Source organism: Comamonas testosteroni (assembly GCF_014076415.1).
Taxonomy (GTDB): domain Bacteria; phylum Pseudomonadota; class Gammaproteobacteria; order Burkholderiales; family Burkholderiaceae_C; genus Comamonas; species Comamonas testosteroni_F.
This window is the reverse complement of the sequence record NZ_CP043568.1, coordinates 1,363,799-1,380,519: the sequence shown is the minus strand read 5'-3', so window position 1 is coordinate 1,380,519 and position 16,721 is coordinate 1,363,799. Positions and strand designations below refer to the sequence as shown.

Genomic DNA, 16,721 nt, shown 5'->3' with positions numbered 1-16,721 from the left:
CCAGGAAATAGAAAGGGACTCCTCGGAGTCCCTTTTGTTATGTGCGCTTGCCTGTTCAGCGGCGGAAGATCTGGTTGCCTTCCACGCGCACGTATTCGCCTATGCTCAGCTGCGGAGGCTGCTGGAAGTCCAGAGCGCGCACGCTGCCGTCCTGCAGTTGCACGGTAACGCGGTAGATATCGCGCACGCTGCCGCCGCCCATGCTGTTTTGCACGGCGTTGCCGGCGAAAGCGCCTGCAGCCACACCGGCGATGGTGGCCAACGTACGGCCCGAGCCCTTGCCCACCTGGTTGCCCAGCACGCCGCCGATCACGCCACCGGCAATCGCGCCGCCTGCGCCAACACCGCTGCCGTCCTGTACGCGCACGGTCTCGATATTCATCACACGGCCCTGCTGGGCGTATTGCTGAGGCTGCTGCGAGTAGCAGTTGGGATTGTTGTAGCCGCAGTTATTGGCGGGATAGGTCTGGACCTGGTTGTTGCCCACAGGGTAGGCCTGTGTGCTGCCGGGGTAGCCAGTGCCCGAATAAGCCCCCTGGGAGTAACCTCCCTGGTAGCCGCCGCTCTGGTAGCCCCCCTGGGGATAGGCCGCGCAGGCCGACAGAGCTGCAACGATTGCGCTCACCATGGCCAACCGGCCCCAGCGTTGATTGATTTGCATGGAAATCTCCTGATTGGCGCATGCACATTCCATGCGCCGCAGTCCCTGTTATGAGTTGATCTGCAAACCTTGATCGGTCTGCCTTTCCATTGCAACGCAGTACCGGCTCGCCAGGACGACAGGTTTCACATTTGCTCACAATACTTTGAGCAAAGCGCAGCCGTTTACAACTCTTCAAACCATAGCGCCTTGCCCTGTGCAGCACTCCTTTTCGATGCAGATATCATTTGAAACCGCCATTACAAAGCGCTGAAAGCTATCAAACAGATAGCAAGCTCAGCCTTTGCTGCGTACGCGCAGCACTTCGCCGCTGCGCCCATCGACATAGAGCTTCACAAAGCGTCCATCGCTGGCCGTGGCCTTGACCTTGTAGAGGCCGTCGTCCCATTCCACTTCCTGGAATTCGCGATAGCCGGCCTTCTCCAGCCGGTCGCAGACATCGCGGATGGACAGGGTCGGCCCGAGCGCCATGCCGCGCACGGCAGCCACCGAGGCCGAGGCACGATCCGCCAGGGAGTTCTCTGCGGCCAGGCAGGTGCCAGCGGACAGCAGCGCAGCGCCCCCCAGCAGGGCGATGCCGCCGCGGCGCTGCACGGACCGGTATAGCGACAAGACGCGGGCGGACATAGCAAAGACGGGGGCTTGGAGACGAGACATGGAAACTCCTGCAGTCGGTTGGTGAACGATGGGGACAAGAAGACGGCCCGCCGGGCGAGAGGTGCTCTGCTGCGGGTTGCAGCCGATTGTTCGCATTCCCTCCTGAACCGTTTCTGAAGCCGCCATTCAGCTTTCGTTCATCGATGCAGGCCTATAACCTTGACTGCAGCACGCAACCAGACCTCATCACCTCCAACTCCAGCCCGCTCGCCATGTCTTTTTTCAACGCCTCGAATGACCCGCAATCTGCGCACCTCCCACGCCGGCGCGCCCTTCATGCCGTGCTGGCCATGCTGCTGGCAACGGCAGGCTTTGCCGCGCTGAGCCTGTGGCCCGCCACATCGGATGCCGGCGACAACGATCACGAACTCGCCCGTCAGGCCTTGCGCCAGGGTCAGGTGCTGCCGCTGCGCACCGTTCTGGATCAGGTCGAGCAGCAATACCAGGGCCAGGTCATCAAGGTGGAGTTCGACCGCGAGGATGGCCGCTTTGTCTACGAGATCCGGCTGCTGCAAAGCGATGGCAAGGTGGTCAAGCTGGAGATCGATGCCAGCAACGGCAGCCTCATCAGCATGAAGCGCAAGAAGTGAACCCCGGCACTCAGGAAGGCTGTAGAGCATGCGAATTCTGCTGATTGAAGACGAGCCCACGCTGCGCGAGCAGCTGCATCAGGCCCTGCTGCAGGCCGGCCACACCGTGGAGACGGCCGCCGATGGCGAGACGGCGCAATACCTGGGCGAGGTGGAGAGCTTCGACGCTGCGGTGCTGGACCTGGGCCTGCCGATGCGCGACGGTCTGAGCGTGCTGCGCGCCTGGCGGGCTCAGGGTCGCTCCATGCCGGTGCTGATCCTTACTGCCAGAGCCGCCTGGCATGAAAAAGTCGCGGGCATGGATGCCGGAGCCGACGACTATCTGGCCAAACCCTTCCACATGGAAGAGCTGCTGGCGCGTCTGCGGGCGCTGCTGCGGCGCCTGAGCCCGCATGCCAGCGCGCTGTGGCAATGCGGCTCCATCACCCTGGACTCGCGCCAGGCCCGCGTCACCGCCGAAGGTCAGGCGCTGACGCTGACCAGTCATGAATTCAAGGTGCTGGCCTTGCTGATGCAGCGCATGGGCGCCGTGGTCTCGCGCACCGAGCTGTCCGAGCATATCTATCCGCAGGACAGCGACCGCGACTCCAACACCATCGAGGTCTTTGTCGGGCGCCTGAGAAAAAAGCTGCCTGCTGGCTCGATCGAAACCGTGCGCGGCCTGGGCTATCGCCTGGTTGCGCCCACAAACCACACATAAACCATATGTCCGAGCACACCCTGACCTCCTCCACGACCCAGCAGCCGCCACCGCTGAGCGCGGGCTCCTGGAAGAACTCGCTGCGCCTGCGACTGCTGGCGGGCGCCCTGATCTGGGTGCTGGCAGCACTGCTGCTCACGGGCTGGGGTCTGCGCACGCTGTTTGCCGAGCATCTGACCCAGCAACTGCGCGGCCAGCTGGTGGCCAAGCTCGACCGGCTCAGCGGCGCCGTCAACTACCAGCCGGACCAGGCCGTCCCGGTCACGGTCTCGCCCTTCTCCGGCGACCCCTTGCTGCAGCAGCCGCTGTCGGGCATGTACTGGCAAGTGGACCAGCTTGATGCAGCCGGCCAACAGACGGTTCAGGCCGGCATCCAGCGTTCGCGCTCGCTCTGGGACCAGACCCTGGACTGGCCCTTCTTCAAGGCCGACAAGGTCTGGGAGCCCACCCTGCCCCTGCATGCACCGGCAAGCTATGGCCATATGTCGGACGGCAATGGCAACACCCTGGTGATCGTGACGCGTACCGTACAGCTGCCCGAGGCCGATGCCCCGCCGCTGCGCCTGATGATTGCCGCCGACTCGGCCATGCTGGCCACGCCGCTGCAGCGCTTTACCAAGATGCTGGTGGCCGCGCTTTGCATGCTGGCAGCGGGGCTGATCGCCGCCGTGGTCTTGCAGCTGCAGCTGGCGCTGGCTCCGCTGGCCGCTCTGCGCCGTCAGTTGGCCGCCGTGAGCCAGGGCGAAGCTTCCGAAATCAGGGGAGAGCACCCGGCCGAAATCATGCCCCTGGTTCAGGAGTTCAACCATGTGCTGCGCATGAATGCCGAGATGGTGGAGCGGGCCCGCACCCAGGCCGGCAATCTGGCTCACGCAGTCAACACCCCGCTGAGCATCATGGGCAACGCGGCCGCGCAGCAGGACAGCCCGCTGGCGACCCTGGTGCGCGAGCAGGTCGCCAGTGCCAGCCGCCAGGTCGAATATCACCTGGCCCGTGCCCGTGCCGCTGCCGCAGCGGCGCAGCAGGGCCATGGCCTGCGCACCGCGCTGGCCGGCCCGCTGCACTCCCTGGTGCACACCATGGACAAGCTGCATGCCGCGCGCGGCATACGCTTCGAGCTGCAGGGAGATGCCACCCAATGGGACTTCAAGGGCGACTCCCAGGACCTGATGGAGATGCTGGGCAATCTTCTGGACAACGCCGGCAAATGGGCCAGATCGAAGGTCGTGCTCAAGGTTCAGCCGGCAAGCGAGGACAGCCAGCGACTGACGCTGTGCATAGACGACGACGGCCCGGGCATTGCACCCGAGTTGCGCGAGCGCATCTTTGCCCGCGGGGAACGACTTGACGAACAGCGTCCCGGCGCCGGCCTGGGTCTGGACATCGTGCGCGATCTGGTTCAGACCTATGGCGGCAGCATCCAGGCGCTGCCGTCGCCGCTGGGCGGGCTGCGCATGCAGCTGCAACTGCCTGGAGCCAGGCTCCAGGACTGAAGTCGATCAAAGACTGCGCAGCACCTGCGCCAGGGTATCGGCCTGGGGAAACAGCCAGTCGGCGAGCAGCCCCAGCGCCACGGCCGCGACCAGAGCGCCCAGCACGGGCTTCCAGCTGATGCGCAAGGCTGCCAGCAGCCAGCCTTCGCGCTCCACCACATACAGGGTTCGGGTCATCAGCAGCGCAAACGCAACCTCTACCGCCACGGTCAGAAACAGATCGGCACCGAACACCAGCCACACCAGCGAGCCCATGCCCGTGACCGCCACCAGCAGGACGGAAAAAATCAGCAGTACCGGCACGAGCACCACGGCGCCTTCATCGAGTCCGTCCAGCCCCGACACATCGACATCCGGCAGCTCCAGGCCCGATGACGCAGGCTCGATATCAGGCATGGCTGCTCCATCGTCCCAGTGGCCGCCGGCACCGCCGCCGCCGTAGGAGCCTCCCTGCCCGCTTTCAAAGCCCGCAGCGTCGGCACTGCCTGATTTGCCGCTGGAGCCGGGAACATCGGCCCCTATATCGCCCGTATCCCAGTCTCGGCGCAGCATGCAGCCCGCCCACAGGCGCACCAGCAACAGATAAAGCAGATAGCCGCAGGCCAGCGCCAGTCCATAGCGCAACCCCATGCTGTGCACACCGGCATGCAGCAGGCACAGACTGATCAGGGACATGGCAGCCAGACTCAGCCCGCCGGTAAGAGCGGCATGCAGACGCAGCCAGTGGCGTTTTTGCAGGCGTCGCCGCATGTGCTGGTCGCGGCCCAGCTGCACCTTGGTCCAGGAGGCAGAGCGGCGGCGGGTCTGGCGGCTCATGTGGCGCGAGGTGCGGGCCTTTTGGCAGGCTTACTGCTTGCCGGTGGAGCCGTAGCCGCCTTCGCCGCGCTCGCTGGCATCGGCAAAGTCATCCACCAGATTGAACTGTGCCTGCACCACGGGCACGATGACCAGCTGGGCCAGACGGTCCATGGGCTGCAGCGTGAAGGCGGTCTGCGAACGGTTCCAGGCGCTGACCATGAGCTGGCCCTGGTAATCGGAGTCGATCAGGCCGACCAGGTTGCCCAGCACGATGCCGTGCTTGTGGCCCATGCCCGAGCGCGGCAGGATGAGCGCCGCGTAATGGGGGTCCTTGAGGTGCATGGCCATGCCGGTGGGGATCAGCTGCCACTGGCCGGGCTCCAGGGTCAGGGGCGCATCGATGCAGGCGCGCAGGTCCAGGCCGGCGCTGCCGGGCGTGGCGTAGGCGGGCAGGTTGTCGCGCAGGCGCGCATCGAGAATCTTTACATCAACATTCATAAGGATCTGGCTAGTCTTGTCTGTCTTGAAACAAGGCCCGTGAGCCGGGCCTTGCATTCATTGCGGCAGCTGCCATGCAGCCGCCAGCGGTTTTCCTGAAGGGCGCCATTGTGCCCTGTGCCGGGCAGACGTCGGCGCCTGGCGCCTGTCAGCGGCCTTGCAGGCGCTTGAGCACGCCGCCCACCAGCGACATCAGGCCCATGAGTGCGAGCAGCACGCCAAAGCCCTGGATGAACTGGGAGAGAATCACCCCGCCCACGATCAGCGCCAGCGAGCCCGGAGACACCCAGGGCTTGCGACCGTTCTGGGCCTTCTGTCCCTCGATCTCGCGCTCCATGGCCTTGAAGCGCTGCTGCGCCTCCTGCTTGGTCACGGCCGTATTGGGGCGCCGCGCAGCAGCCGTGCGCTGGGCCGGTTGACCGGCCGCCGTGGTTCGCGCTCCCGGCACCTGCTGCGCCTGCTCGGCCATGTCGCGCGCCTTCTGCAAGGTGTTGCGCAGCTGGGACATGGGCGAGGCGGCCTGGGAGCCGGGCGTGACGACCGCGGTCTGAATCGCTCCGTCGATGCTGCGCAGCGTGCGGCGATACTCGGGACTGGCTCGCATCAGCTGATCCACATAAGCCACATAGTCGCCATTGCGCGGGCCTTCATAGCTGGAGAGATTCATGTTCGGACTCCTGGGATCACGGGTCAGGGACGCTTGGCGCTCAGGCGCTGCGCAATTTCATCGACCAGCTGCCGCGCAAGCACATCCTTGCTGGCATGGGGCAGCTCCTTGGAGCCCTGATCGTCGATCAGCAGCAGGGCATTGTCGTCCTTGCCAAAGGTGGCGGGGCCGATATTGCCCACCAGCAGCGGCACACTCTTGCGCAGGCGCTTGGCGCTGGCGTGCTTGAGCAGATCATGACTTTCGGCCGCAAAGCCCACGCAATACAGCTTGCCGGACCGGGCCTGGTCGGACTGGGCCACGCCGGCAAGAATGTCGGGGTTCTCGACAAAGTCCATGGCCGGTACATCGCCCGAGCCATCCTTCTTGATCTTCTGATCGGAAAACTCGGCCGGACGCCAGTCGGCAACAGCGGCCGTGGCAATGAAGATCGAGGCCCCCGCCACCAGGGACTGCACGGCAGTCTGCATCTGGCGTGCCGACTGCACGTCGACACGGGTCACTCCGCGCGGCGTGGGCAGATGCACCGGGCCGGCCACCAGCGTGACCTGGGCACCGGCCTCGCGCGCTGCACGGGCAATCGCGAAGCCCATCTTGCCGCTCGAAAGATTGGTGATGCCGCGCACCGGATCGATCGCCTCGAAGGTCGGGCCTGCCGTCACCAGCAGATGCTGGCCCTGCAGGCTCTTGGCCGTGAAGTGCGCCGCCAGCTCCTCCATGATTTCCTCGGGCTCCAGCATGCGGCCGTCGCCGGTCTCGCCGCAGGCCTGGCTGCCGTTGCCCACGCCCAGCACCTGGGCACCGTCGGCTTGCACCTGAGCCAGATTGCGCTGGGTCGCGGGGTGGGCCCACATCTCGCGGTTCATGGCCGGGGCCAGCAACAGGGGCACGCTCTCCATGGGGCGGGCCAGGCACATCAGGCTGAGCAGCTCGTCCGAGCGGCCCTGCACCAGGCGCGCGATGAAGTCCGCGCTGCAGGGCGCGATGAGAATGGCATCGGCTTCCCGGCTCAGATTGATGTGGGGCATGTTGTTGGGCTCGCGCACATCCCACTGGGAGGTGTAGACTGCGCGCCCAGAAAGCGCCTGCATGGTGACGGCCGTCATGAACTGCTCGGCCGCCTCCGTCATGACCACTTGTACCGTGGCACCGGCCTGGACCAGCAAGCGGCACAGCATGGCCGATTTGTAACAAGCCACGCCTCCGGAGAGACCCAGCACCAGATGTTTGCCTGCGAACACGTCATTCATGCTGCGCAATTTATCAGACCTGAGCGGCTTTGCCGCCGCACAAGCATCCCTGTACGCCACGCCGAAATTCGTGGCGAACCTATAATCCTGTTTTACCACCACCAAAAAAAGACATGACCAAGTTCGTCTTCGTCACCGGCGGTGTGGTGTCTTCCCTCGGTAAGGGAATCGCCTCAGCCTCCCTTGCAGCGATCCTCGAGTCGCGCGGTCTCAAAGTCACCCTCATCAAGCTCGATCCCTACATCAACGTGGACCCGGGCACCATGTCGCCCTTCCAGCACGGTGAAGTGTTTGTGACCGATGACGGAGCCGAGACCGATCTGGACCTGGGCCACTATGAGCGTTTCATCGAAACGCGCATGCGTCAGAGCAACAACTTCACCACGGGCCGCATCTATCAGTCCGTGCTGGAAAAAGAACGCCGTGGCGACTATCTGGGCAAGACCGTGCAGGTCATTCCCCATGTCACCAACGAGATTCAGGAATACATCAAGCGCGGCGCGGGCCTGGGCACCGACCACGAAGTGGATGTGGCCATCTGCGAAGTCGGCGGCACCGTGGGCGACATCGAGTCCCTGCCCTTCCTGGAAGCTGCGCGCCAGCTGGCGCTCAAGCTAGGCCCCAACAACTCCGCCTTTGTGCACCTGACCTACCTGCCGTTCATCGAGACGGCTGGCGAGCTCAAGACCAAGCCCACCCAGCACACCGTGCAGAAGCTGCGCGAAATCGGCATCCAGCCCGATGCGCTGCTGTGCCGCGCCAAGCACCAGGTGCCCGAAGAGGAAAAGAGCAAGATCTCCCTCTTCACCAATGTGCCTGAGTGGGGCGTGATCTCCATGTGGGACGTGGACACCATCTACAAGGTGCCGCGCATGCTGCACGAGCAGGGCCTGGACGGCCTGATCTGCGACAAGCTGCGCCTGAACACGCCTCCCACCAACCTCAAGCGCTGGGACGACCTGGTCTATGAGACCGAGCATCCCCAGGGCGAAGTCAAGATCGCCATGGTGGGCAAGTACGTGGAGCTGTCCGACGCCTACAAGTCGGTCAACGAAGCGCTCAAGCACGCCGGCATGCGCAACCATGTGCGCGTGAAGATCACGCATGTGGACTCGGAGACCATCCACGATGCGGATGCCTCCAAGCTGCTCAAGGACTACGACGGCATTCTGGTGCCCGGCGGCTTCGGCTCGCGCGGCGTGGAAGGCAAGATCTCGACGGCCCGCTTCGCCCGCGAAAACAAGGTGCCCTACCTGGGCATCTGCCTGGGCATGCAGGTCGCAACCATCGAATACGCCCGTCATGTGGCCGGCCTCGCAGGCGCCAACTCCACCGAGTTCGACCCCGCCACCCCCAACCCCGTGATCGCCCTGATCACCGAGTGGAAGGATGCGGACGGCACGATCAAGACCCGTGACGAGAACTCCGACCTGGGCGGCACCATGCGTCTGGGCGCACAGTCTTCCGACGTGCAAAAGGGCACGCTGGCGCACAGCATCTACGGCGACGTGGTGACCGAGCGTCACCGCCACCGCTACGAAGCCAACACCCAGTATCTGGACCAGCTGCGCGAAGCCGGTCTGGTGATCTCGGCCCTGACCCAGCGCGAACAGCTGACCGAAATCGTCGAGCTGCCCGCCAAGGTCCACCCCTGGTACATCGGCGTGCAGTTCCACCCCGAGTTCAAGTCCACCCCCTGGGATGGTCACCCGCTGTTCAACGCCTTCATCAAGGCGGCCATGGACAACAAGGCCCAGCCAGGCAAGAAGGCCTGATTCCCTTCCTCCGGAATCAATCCTTAAATAGGAGCTGCCAGCGCTTGAAAATCAATGACTTCAGCATCAAATGATGTTGAGTTCATTCAATATAGAGCGCTGGCAGCTTCAGTTTTTGAAGCATGCGCGGCGTGCAAAAAGGAACCCACCATGAAACTCTGCGGCTTTGATATTGGTCTGGACAAGCGCTTCTTTCTGATTGCCGGCCCTTGCGTGGTCGAATCCGAACAGCTGCAGATGGATGTGGCCGGGCAACTCAAGGAAATCACCTCCTCGCTGGGCATCCATTTCATCTTCAAGAGCAGCTTCGACAAGGCCAACCGCTCCTCGGGCACCAGCTTTCGCGGCCCCGGCATGGAAAAAGGTCTGGAGATCCTTGCCAAGGTCAAAAAGGAATTGAACGTGCCCATCCTCACCGATGTGCACACCGAAGCCGAAGTGCCTTACGTGGCGTCTGTCGTCGACATGCTGCAGACCCCCGCCTTCCTGTGCCGCCAGACGGACTTCATCCGCGCCGTGGCCCAGTCGGGCAAGCCCGTGAACATCAAGAAGGGCCAGTTCCTGGCCCCGCATGACATGAAGAATGTCATCGACAAGGCCCGTGCTGCGGCTGTGGAAGCGGGCCTGCCCGCGGACAGCTTCACGGCCTGCGAGCGCGGCGCCAGCTTTGGCTACAACAATCTGGTCAGCGACATGCGCTCGCTGGCCATCATGCGCGAGACCGGCGCTCCTGTCGTGTTCGACGCCACCCACAGCGTGCAGCTGCCCGGCGGCAACGGCACATCCAGCGGCGGCATGCGCGAAATGGTGCCCGTGCTCTCGCGTGCGGCCGTGGCCGTGGGTGTGGCAGGCCTGTTCATGGAAACCCATCCCGATCCCTGCAACGCCCTGTCCGACGGCCCCAATGCCGTGCCGCTCAAGCACATGAAGGCACTGCTCGAAACCCTGGTGGCGCTGGACGATGTGACCAAGCGCAACGGCTTCCTGGAAGACCACTTCCAGGCCTGAGCATGCATACACAGCGCATCAGCACCGGCATGAAGGCCTTGCTGCAGGCCCGCATGTCCATTCGCCCCGGCCGCCTCAAGGCGGGCCCCGGCGTCTGAGCAGATGATGCACCCTGGCATGACCGACACGATGAAGCGTGACGTCATGCCTTTTTTGTATCCGCTTTTGTGTCCGAATGCTTGCACAGAAACGTCTTGCGCAAGAAATTCGACTGCTGCAACACGTCAAGGCAAAAGCGGCCCACCAAATTTGTGCACAATAGCCGCCGCAGCCTCTTCCATACTCGTCGCGTGCATGGCGCGCGCGCAGCATGTGGAGAAGAGTCGGCTTCACAATTTTGATAGCAGCTTGCGCTTTTTGCACAAGCGCTTGGGCGTGATTTCATGAAAGAAGTCAGCCTGCACGTACCGATTTCAGAAACCCAAAGGAAATGCAATGAGTGCCATTGTTGACATCGTAGGCCGCGAAGTGCTGGACAGCCGCGGCAACCCCACCGTTGAGTGCGACGTGCTGCTGGAGTCCGGCGTGATGGGCCGTGCCGCCGTACCCTCGGGCGCATCCACCGGCTCGCGCGAAGCCATTGAACTGCGTGATGGCGACAAGAGCCGTTACCTGGGCAAGGGTGTCCTGAAGGCTGTTGAGCACATCAACACCGAAATCTCCGAAGCCGTGCTGGGCCTGGATGCTTCCGAGCAGGCTTTCCTGGACAAGACCCTGATCGACCTGGACGGCACCGACAACAAGAGCCGCCTGGGCGCCAACGCCATGCTGGCCGTGTCCATGGCCGTGGCCCGCGCCGCTGCCGAAGAAGCCGGCCTGCCCCTGTACCGCTACTTCGGCGGCATGGGCGGCGTGCAGTTGCCCGTGCCCATGATGAACGTGATCAACGGCGGCGCCCACGCGAACAACTCGCTGGACCTGCAAGAGTTCATGATCATTCCCGTGGGTGCCCCCACCTTCCGTGAAGCCGTGCGCTGGGGCGCCGAAGTCTTCCACGCACTGAAGGCCATCATCCACCACAAGGGCATGTCCACCGCCGTGGGCGACGAAGGCGGTTTCGCACCTTCCGTGGAAAACCACGAAGCCGCGATCCAGCTGATCATCGAAGCCATCGAAAAGGCCGGCTACAAGCCCGGCGAGCAGATCGCCCTGGGCCTGGACTGCGCAGCGTCCGAGTTCTACAAGGACGGCATGTACGTGCTGGCCGGCGAAGGCAATATGACACTGACTTCGACGCAGTGGACCGACATGCTGGCCGGCTGGTGCGACAAGTACCCCATCATCTCCATCGAAGACGGCATGCACGAAGGCGACTGGGATGGCTGGAAGATCCTGACCGAGCGCCTGGGCGCCAAGGTTCAGCTGGTGGGTGACGACCTGTTCGTGACCAACACCAAGATCCTCAAGGAAGGCATCGAAAAGCGCATCGCCAACTCGATCCTGATCAAGATCAACCAGATCGGCACCCTGACCGAGACCTTCGCCGCCATCGAGATGGCCAAGCGCGCCGGCTACACCGCCGTGATCTCGCACCGCTCGGGCGAAACCGAAGACAGCACCATTGCCGACATCGCCGTGGGCCTGAATGCTGGTCAAATCAAGACTGGCTCCATGAGCCGCTCCGACCGTATCGCCAAGTACAACCAGCTGCTGCGCATCGAGGAAGACCTGGGCGATGTCGCCGAGTACCCCGGCCGCGCTGCCTTCTACAACCTGCGCTAAACAAGAGCCCCCTGAGCCGCTTCGCGCCTTCCCCCTTTAGGGGGACGACACCCTTGCTGCGGGGCGGCCCTTGCCCGGTGTCTCTTGCTAACAAGCTACTTTTAAGCCACCTTTTCTATGGTCAACCGTGTCGTCTGCGTCACTTTGCTGGTCTTGCTGACCGCCATTCATGCCCAGCTCTGGCTGGGCAATGGCAGCATGGCCTATGTGCACGAGCTGCAGCAGCAGATCAAGGATCAGTACGCGGCCAACGCCCTCGAAAAATCGGAAAACGACAGATTGCAGTCCGAGGTCAACGACCTCAAGGACGGCCTGTCCACCGTGGAAGAAAAGGCCCGCTACGAGCTGGGCATGGTCAAACCCAATGAAATCTATATTCAGGTTTCCAGGCGCTGACCCGGCGCCCGCTCTGCATCAAAGCCAGCCCCGCGCTGGCTTTGCTGTTCCTGCGCCCTCGGTGGTGCTGCTGGGTGCACCCCATGCCCTGGCGCGCGGCATGGCACATGGCCTGCTGCAGGCCCGCCTGGATGCGGGCCATGCCACGCCCTGGCAATGCCTGGCCCCCACGAGCGGCGAGCAATGGCCGGCCGACGCCCTGGTCTATGTGCTGGGCCAGGACTGGCGCGATGCCGACCCGGACCCCGCCATCGCCGAGCAGATCAGCCGATGGCGCGCACTGCTGGAAGAACGCTCGCAGAACTATGTGATGCTGTACGGCAGACCGTCTGCCCAATGGCAGCAACTCGCTGCCTCTCTGAAATTCATAGAACCGGCCGCAGACTGGAATTGGATTTCAAGCATGAATCCATGGAATTCCAGCCAGAAAATACGCCGCAAAGCCTGCGAGCAATGCGGCGATCCCGAGTGTGAACTGGCGCTGTTCGAGGCCTTGAAAAGCGCCCCTTGAGGTGGCTCGCGCCTTCTCTCCCATCTCTTCCGAGCTGGAAGACACCCGCGCAGCCCCCGCCTGGGCTCTTGCAGGGTGTCTCCACCGTCCTCGGAGCTCAATAGCCGAGAGCAGACTGTTCAGTTACTGCACCGAGCTGGAGCTGGGCGGCTGCTTTTGCACTTCGGTGAACAGACGCGCCGCATCGATGGCGTCGAACTGGTATTGCTGGCCGCAGAAGTCGCAGCCCACCTCGATCTTGCCACGCTCGGCCACGATGGAATCCACCTCTTCCTCGCCCAGCGACGTCAGCATGGCGGCCACTCGGTCACGGCTGCAGGTGCAGGCGAAACGCGGGGCCTGCTCGTCGGCCTGTGGAGCGAAGCGCAGCAGCTTCTCCTCCCAGAACAGGCGCCGCAAAATGGTCTCCACATCCAGCGTCAACAGCTCTTGCTGCGTCAGGCTGGAGGCCAGTGTGGCAATACGGTTGTACTCCTCGTTCAGGCCCTGGGCATCATGCTCGGCCTCGCCGCTTTCGGTGGCCGCGGCCAGATTCGCCTCGCCCTTCACAGGCATGCGCTGCAGCATCAGACCGGCAGCGATCTGGTCATTGGCAGCAAGCACCATCACGGTGTCGAGCTGCTCGGACTGCATCATGTAGAACTGCAGCGCATCCGACAGGCGCTCGAAGCGACCGCCAGCACCATCGTTGAGCGGTACCACGCCCTGATAGGGGTTCTGGCCGGGCTGACGGTCCTTGGGGTCCAGCGTGACGGCGCAGCGGCCCGCGCCATGGGCATTGACCAGCTCTGCCAGCGGAGCCAACTGGCCGCGCAGGGGCAGATTGGCCTCACCCACCAGCGATGCCGTGGCACGCAGGCTCAGGTCCGACTGCACTTCGGCCACTGCCAGCTTGACGGGGCCGTCGCCCATGACCTGGAATACCAGCGCACCATTGAACTTGATGTTGGACTGCATGAGCACACCAGCCGCCGTCATTTCGCCAAGCAAGGTACTGACGGCCTCGGGGTAGGCGCCGGTATCCTTGTTGCCGGAACGGCGCTGCAGGATTTCCTGCCAGGAGTCAGTCAGGCGAACAATGGCGCCACGCACGGGCAGGCCGTCAAAAATGAATTTATGCAGTTCAGACACGCTAATCGATTCCGGTAAAAAGCGGGGCCCTCAGCCCAGCTTGCGCAAGCCGCGCTTGAAGCGGCGAGCATTTTCAACATAGTTCCTGGCGCTCTGGCGCAGACCTTCGATCTGCTCGGGCGATAGCTCGCGCACGACCTTGGCAGGGCTGCCGATGATCATGGAGCCGTCGGGGAATTCCTTGCCCTCGGTCACCAGCGAGCCTGCGCCCACCAGGCAGTTCCTGCCTATCCTGGCGCCGTTGAGCACCACTGCACCGATGCCGATGAGCGAGCCATCGCCAATCGAGCAGCCATGCAGCATTACTTGGTGGCCAACCGTCACATTGCAACCCACCGTCAGCGGCTTGCCGAAATCGGCATGCAGCACGCTGGCATCCTGGATGTTGGAGCCCTCGCCGATGCTGATGTTTTCGGTATCCCCGCGGATGACGACTCCGAACCAGACGCTGGCGTCCTTTTCCAGCTTGACGCGGCCCATGACCTCGGCGCTGTCGGCCACCCAGGCGCTTTCATCGATCTGCGGCGCAACGCCGTCGAGTTCGTAATTTGCCATCTGCTTGTCTCCCTGTGGGTTGCTTCTTTATAGAACCTAGAATTGTAGGGATGGAGTTACGTCATCGCGCGCTAGAGGTCTTGTGTCTTGCAGACCCTGAGAAAAAAGCTGCTGCAGCCATTGATCTGCATGCACAAAAAGCTCTCTATTCGATAGCAGAAACAGCACCGACACTGCGCATCCCCGAATCCGAGCTTCCCGGCCGCCCGGCCCGGCCCGAGCTCAGGCACCATACAGCCGTGGCGCGCCGCTCGCCTGCCACCCTCGAAGGCCGGGCCGTGCTCATCCATGCAATTGCGCACATAGAGTTCAATGCCATCAACCTCGCACTGGACGCCATCTGGCGCTTTGACGACATGCCCGGGCAGTACTACCACGACTGGCTGCAGGTGGCCGCCGAGGAAGCCAAGCATTTCCGCCTGCTGCGCGATCATCTGCGCCAGCACCATGGTCAGGACTATGGCGACCATCCGGCCCACCAGGGCCTGTGGACCATGTGCGAGAAAACAGCAGGCGACATCGTGGCCCGCATGGCCCTGGTTCCCAGAACGCTGGAGGCGCGCGGCCTGGACGCCACGCCGCAAATCCAGAACAAGCTGCGCAACACCCATGCACCCGATGCGCTGGCAGCCTGCGACATTCTGGACATCATCCTGCGCGAGGAGGTGGGCCATGTGGCCATAGGCAATCACTGGTATCGCTGGCTGTGCGAGAAAAACGGCCTGGACCCCGAGTCCTGGTACCTGGAGCTGACAAAGCGCCATGAAGCGCCGCGCCTGCGCCCGCCCTTCAATGAGAAGGCTCGCCGAGCCGCAGGCTTCACCGCGACCGAGATCGCCTGGCTGCAACAGATCTAGGTATTTTTCCCTTGACTCGAATCAAGAAGCATCCGCAAGTAAGGCCTGCGAGCCGAAGTTGTTGGCACAAACGGACTGAACGCACGAAGCTGACACTATGATCGGCTCGTTCTTACAATAACCGGCACAGCCAACCATCTCTCACACAGACGTCATGCAGCAATGAGTGAACAAACCATAGAGGACACGGCATTCGCCTCGCCGCGCAACCTGTCCAAAGGCATGATTGCACGCCAGCCCATCGTCAACGGGCTGCAGCAAATCATTGGTTACGAGCTGTTCAACCGCTCGCGCTCGCCTTATGGTCACACCATGGCCTCAGACGCGACGCTGATCTTCGCGGCCCTCACGCATGCAGGAGAGGAGGATCTGGTCGGCACCAAGCTCATGTTCGTGAACTGCACTCACGAAGGTCTGACAGGCGAGCACCTGGAGCTGCTGCCGGCCGACAAGGTGGTGCTGGAGATTCCCCCTCTGGGCCATGCCGCCGTGCATGAGGTGGCAGCCCGCCTGCCCACGTTGCTGGCACTCAAGGACCAGGGCTTTCATCTGGCCTTCAACCACACGGTGCTGGAGTCTGTGTATTCGGCCTGGCTGCCGCTGGCGGACTACATCAAGCTCGATCTCTCCACGCTGGCACCGGACCAGCTCACGGTGCTGGTCAAGTTCGCCAACCGCCACACACGCGCCGAGCTGATCGCCGAGAAAGTCGAAAGCGCCCATCAGCATGAGCTGGGGCAGCGCCTGGGCATCGAGCTTTTCCAGGGTTTCTGGTTTGCCCGCCCCACGGTGATGCAGACCCGCCTTCTGACCCCGACGCAGCAAAGCATCATCCAGTTGCTGACGCTGGTACGCGAGCAGGCCAGCACCGATGCGATCGAAGAAGTTCTCAAGAAGGACGCCGCCCTGGCCTTCAACCTGCTGCGCCTCATCAACTCGGCCAGCTTTGGCGCCCATCGCAAGATCACCTCATTCAAACAGGCCGTGATGCTGCTCGGCCTGAACAAGCTGTTCCGCTGGGCTGCCATGCTGCTGACGGCCGCCCGCGAAGGCGGCCCGCCACCTGCCGTGGGCCAGACCGCCGTGATTCGCGGTCGCCTGATGGAGCTGCTGGCCAAGCACTCGCTGACGGATACCGACGCCGATCTGGCCTTTATCTGCGGCATGTTCTCCATGCTGGACCGCATGCTGGGCATGCCTTTGCCTGCCGCGCTGGCGCTGATACCGGTGTCCGAATCGGTCTCTGCTGCATTGCTGCATCATGAAGGCATTCTGGGCGAGCTGCTGATGCTCACCAAGGCCTGCGAGAGTCATGACCAGGAACAATTCGACCGCAGCGCCTGCAGCCTGGAACTGCAGCACGGGGACATCAATCACGCTCATCTGCAGGCTCTGAGATGGACGGAGTGTCTGTCCGACTGACAGCGCTTTTGCCCCCACACCCAAGCGATA

18 protein-coding genes are annotated in these 16,721 nt (G+C 63.2%); 10 read left to right on the top strand and 8 right to left on the bottom strand.

Features of this window, described 5'->3' with window-relative positions:
* Nucleotides 1–55 precede the first annotated feature (55 nt).
* The gene (locus tag F0P97_RS06285; protein ID WP_182286083.1) at nucleotides 56–661 is read right to left on the bottom strand and encodes a glycine zipper 2TM domain-containing protein; all 606 of its coding nucleotides are present in this window, start codon (nucleotides 659–661) and stop codon (nucleotides 56–58) included.
* Nucleotides 662–937: 276 nt separating this feature from the next.
* On the bottom strand, nucleotides 938–1,318 hold the full coding sequence (locus F0P97_RS06280) for a PepSY domain-containing protein (RefSeq protein WP_182286082.1): 381 nt from the start codon (nucleotides 1,316–1,318) through the stop codon (nucleotides 938–940).
* A 281-nt stretch (nucleotides 1,319–1,599) separates the two neighbouring features.
* Between F0P97_RS06280 and F0P97_RS06275 the strand changes: the two genes are divergently transcribed.
* From F0P97_RS06275 to F0P97_RS06265, 3 genes are read left to right on the top strand one after another with little or no spacing between them, the layout of a single operon-like run.
* A complete protein-coding gene (locus tag F0P97_RS06275; RefSeq protein ID WP_003057703.1) occupies nucleotides 1,600–1,908 on the top strand; it encodes a PepSY domain-containing protein in 309 nt (102 codons plus the stop codon).
* A gap of 28 nt (nucleotides 1,909–1,936) precedes the next feature.
* A complete protein-coding gene (locus tag F0P97_RS06270; RefSeq protein WP_182286081.1) occupies nucleotides 1,937–2,608 on the top strand; it encodes a response regulator transcription factor in 672 nt (223 codons plus the stop codon).
* 5 nt (nucleotides 2,609–2,613) lie between these two features.
* A complete protein-coding gene (locus tag F0P97_RS06265; protein WP_182286080.1) occupies nucleotides 2,614–4,101 on the top strand; it encodes a sensor histidine kinase in 1,488 nt (495 codons plus the stop codon).
* Nucleotides 4,102–4,107: 6 nt separating this feature from the next.
* Here the strand turns inward: F0P97_RS06265 and F0P97_RS06260 are convergent, their stop codons facing one another.
* From F0P97_RS06260 to coaBC, 4 genes are all read right to left on the bottom strand, one after another.
* Nucleotides 4,108–4,917: a hypothetical protein gene (locus F0P97_RS06260; RefSeq protein WP_182286079.1), complete on the bottom strand. Its 810-nt coding sequence runs from the start codon at nucleotides 4,915–4,917 to the stop codon at nucleotides 4,108–4,110.
* Between the two features lie 30 nt (nucleotides 4,918–4,947).
* Nucleotides 4,948–5,397: a dUTP diphosphatase gene (gene dut / locus F0P97_RS06255; RefSeq protein ID WP_182286078.1), complete on the bottom strand. Its 450-nt coding sequence runs from the start codon at nucleotides 5,395–5,397 to the stop codon at nucleotides 4,948–4,950.
* 148 nt (nucleotides 5,398–5,545) lie between these two features.
* Nucleotides 5,546–6,064, bottom strand: coding sequence for a hypothetical protein (locus F0P97_RS06250; protein ID WP_182286077.1), 519 nt, complete (start codon nucleotides 6,062–6,064; stop codon nucleotides 5,546–5,548).
* 23 nt (nucleotides 6,065–6,087) lie between these two features.
* Complete coding sequence (coaBC, locus tag F0P97_RS06245; protein ID WP_012837360.1) at nucleotides 6,088–7,314, bottom strand: bifunctional phosphopantothenoylcysteine decarboxylase/phosphopantothenate--cysteine ligase CoaBC; 1,227 nt, start codon at nucleotides 7,312–7,314, stop codon at nucleotides 6,088–6,090.
* A 113-nt stretch (nucleotides 7,315–7,427) separates the two neighbouring features.
* Between coaBC and F0P97_RS06240 the strand changes: the two genes are divergently transcribed.
* From F0P97_RS06240 to F0P97_RS06220, 5 genes are all read left to right on the top strand, one after another.
* Nucleotides 7,428–9,089 carry a CTP synthase gene (locus F0P97_RS06240; protein ID WP_182286076.1) on the top strand — a complete coding sequence of 554 codons (1,662 nt, stop codon included), beginning with the start codon at nucleotides 7,428–7,430 and terminating at the stop codon, nucleotides 9,087–9,089.
* Between the two features lie 150 nt (nucleotides 9,090–9,239).
* Nucleotides 9,240–10,097, top strand: coding sequence for a 3-deoxy-8-phosphooctulonate synthase (gene kdsA, locus F0P97_RS06235; RefSeq protein ID WP_003057718.1), 858 nt, complete (start codon nucleotides 9,240–9,242; stop codon nucleotides 10,095–10,097).
* A 435-nt stretch (nucleotides 10,098–10,532) separates the two neighbouring features.
* Entirely contained in the window at nucleotides 10,533–11,819 is a 1,287-nt protein-coding gene (gene eno, locus F0P97_RS06230; protein WP_034365184.1) for a phosphopyruvate hydratase, read from the top strand.
* Between the two features lie 117 nt (nucleotides 11,820–11,936).
* Complete coding sequence (locus F0P97_RS06225; RefSeq protein ID WP_034389417.1) at nucleotides 11,937–12,215, top strand: septum formation initiator family protein; 279 nt, start codon at nucleotides 11,937–11,939, stop codon at nucleotides 12,213–12,215.
* Complete coding sequence (locus F0P97_RS06220) at nucleotides 12,184–12,726, top strand: hypothetical protein (RefSeq protein ID WP_182286075.1); 543 nt, start codon at nucleotides 12,184–12,186, stop codon at nucleotides 12,724–12,726. The genes F0P97_RS06225 and F0P97_RS06220 overlap by 32 nt, the downstream gene beginning before the upstream one ends.
* Before the next feature lie 123 nt (nucleotides 12,727–12,849).
* Here F0P97_RS06220 and F0P97_RS06215 read toward each other — a convergent pair whose 3' ends face one another.
* Both F0P97_RS06215 and F0P97_RS06210 read right to left on the bottom strand, forming a co-directional pair.
* Nucleotides 12,850–13,857: an Hsp33 family molecular chaperone HslO gene (locus tag F0P97_RS06215; RefSeq protein WP_182286074.1), complete on the bottom strand. Its 1,008-nt coding sequence runs from the start codon at nucleotides 13,855–13,857 to the stop codon at nucleotides 12,850–12,852.
* Nucleotides 13,858–13,887: 30 nt separating this feature from the next.
* Complete coding sequence (locus F0P97_RS06210) at nucleotides 13,888–14,412, bottom strand: gamma carbonic anhydrase family protein (protein WP_182286073.1); 525 nt, start codon at nucleotides 14,410–14,412, stop codon at nucleotides 13,888–13,890.
* A 50-nt stretch (nucleotides 14,413–14,462) separates the two neighbouring features.
* On the opposite strand from F0P97_RS06210, the gene F0P97_RS06205 reads away from it, so the two are divergent.
* Nucleotides 14,463–15,269 carry a ferritin-like domain-containing protein gene (locus tag F0P97_RS06205; protein WP_182286072.1) on the top strand — a complete coding sequence of 269 codons (807 nt, stop codon included), beginning with the start codon at nucleotides 14,463–14,465 and terminating at the stop codon, nucleotides 15,267–15,269.
* Between the two features lie 162 nt (nucleotides 15,270–15,431).
* A complete protein-coding gene (locus F0P97_RS06200) occupies nucleotides 15,432–16,691 on the top strand; it encodes an EAL and HDOD domain-containing protein (protein WP_182286071.1) in 1,260 nt (419 codons plus the stop codon).
* Nucleotides 16,692–16,721 lie beyond the last annotated feature (30 nt).

Excerpts from the sequence above, each read along its gene's own strand:
- F0P97_RS06205 (WP_182286072.1), top strand. The coding sequence starts at position 14,463 with ATGGAGTTACGTCATCGCGCGCTAGAGGTCTTGTGTCTTGCAGACCCT.
- eno (WP_034365184.1), top strand. The coding sequence starts at position 10,533 with ATGAGTGCCATTGTTGACATCGTAGGCCGCGAAGTGCTGGACAGCCGC.
- F0P97_RS06240 (WP_182286076.1), top strand. The coding sequence starts at position 7,428 with ATGACCAAGTTCGTCTTCGTCACCGGCGGTGTGGTGTCTTCCCTCGGT.
- kdsA (WP_003057718.1), top strand. The coding sequence starts at position 9,240 with ATGAAACTCTGCGGCTTTGATATTGGTCTGGACAAGCGCTTCTTTCTG.
- F0P97_RS06270 (WP_182286081.1), top strand. The coding sequence starts at position 1,937 with ATGCGAATTCTGCTGATTGAAGACGAGCCCACGCTGCGCGAGCAGCTG.
- F0P97_RS06220 (WP_182286075.1), top strand. The coding sequence starts at position 12,184 with ATGAAATCTATATTCAGGTTTCCAGGCGCTGACCCGGCGCCCGCTCTG.
- F0P97_RS06250 (WP_182286077.1), bottom strand. The coding sequence starts at position 6,064 with ATGAATCTCTCCAGCTATGAAGGCCCGCGCAATGGCGACTATGTGGCT.
- F0P97_RS06280 (WP_182286082.1), bottom strand. The coding sequence starts at position 1,318 with ATGTCTCGTCTCCAAGCCCCCGTCTTTGCTATGTCCGCCCGCGTCTTG.
- F0P97_RS06260 (WP_182286079.1), bottom strand. The coding sequence starts at position 4,917 with ATGAGCCGCCAGACCCGCCGCCGCTCTGCCTCCTGGACCAAGGTGCAG.
- F0P97_RS06225 (WP_034389417.1), top strand. The coding sequence starts at position 11,937 with ATGGTCAACCGTGTCGTCTGCGTCACTTTGCTGGTCTTGCTGACCGCC.
- coaBC (WP_012837360.1), bottom strand. The coding sequence starts at position 7,314 with ATGAATGACGTGTTCGCAGGCAAACATCTGGTGCTGGGTCTCTCCGGA.
- F0P97_RS06265 (WP_182286080.1), top strand. The coding sequence starts at position 2,614 with ATGTCCGAGCACACCCTGACCTCCTCCACGACCCAGCAGCCGCCACCG.
- dut (WP_182286078.1), bottom strand. The coding sequence starts at position 5,397 with ATGAATGTTGATGTAAAGATTCTCGATGCGCGCCTGCGCGACAACCTG.
- F0P97_RS06285 (WP_182286083.1), bottom strand. The coding sequence starts at position 661 with ATGCAAATCAATCAACGCTGGGGCCGGTTGGCCATGGTGAGCGCAATC.
- F0P97_RS06200 (WP_182286071.1), top strand. The coding sequence starts at position 15,432 with ATGAGTGAACAAACCATAGAGGACACGGCATTCGCCTCGCCGCGCAAC.
- F0P97_RS06210 (WP_182286073.1), bottom strand. The coding sequence starts at position 14,412 with ATGGCAAATTACGAACTCGACGGCGTTGCGCCGCAGATCGATGAAAGC.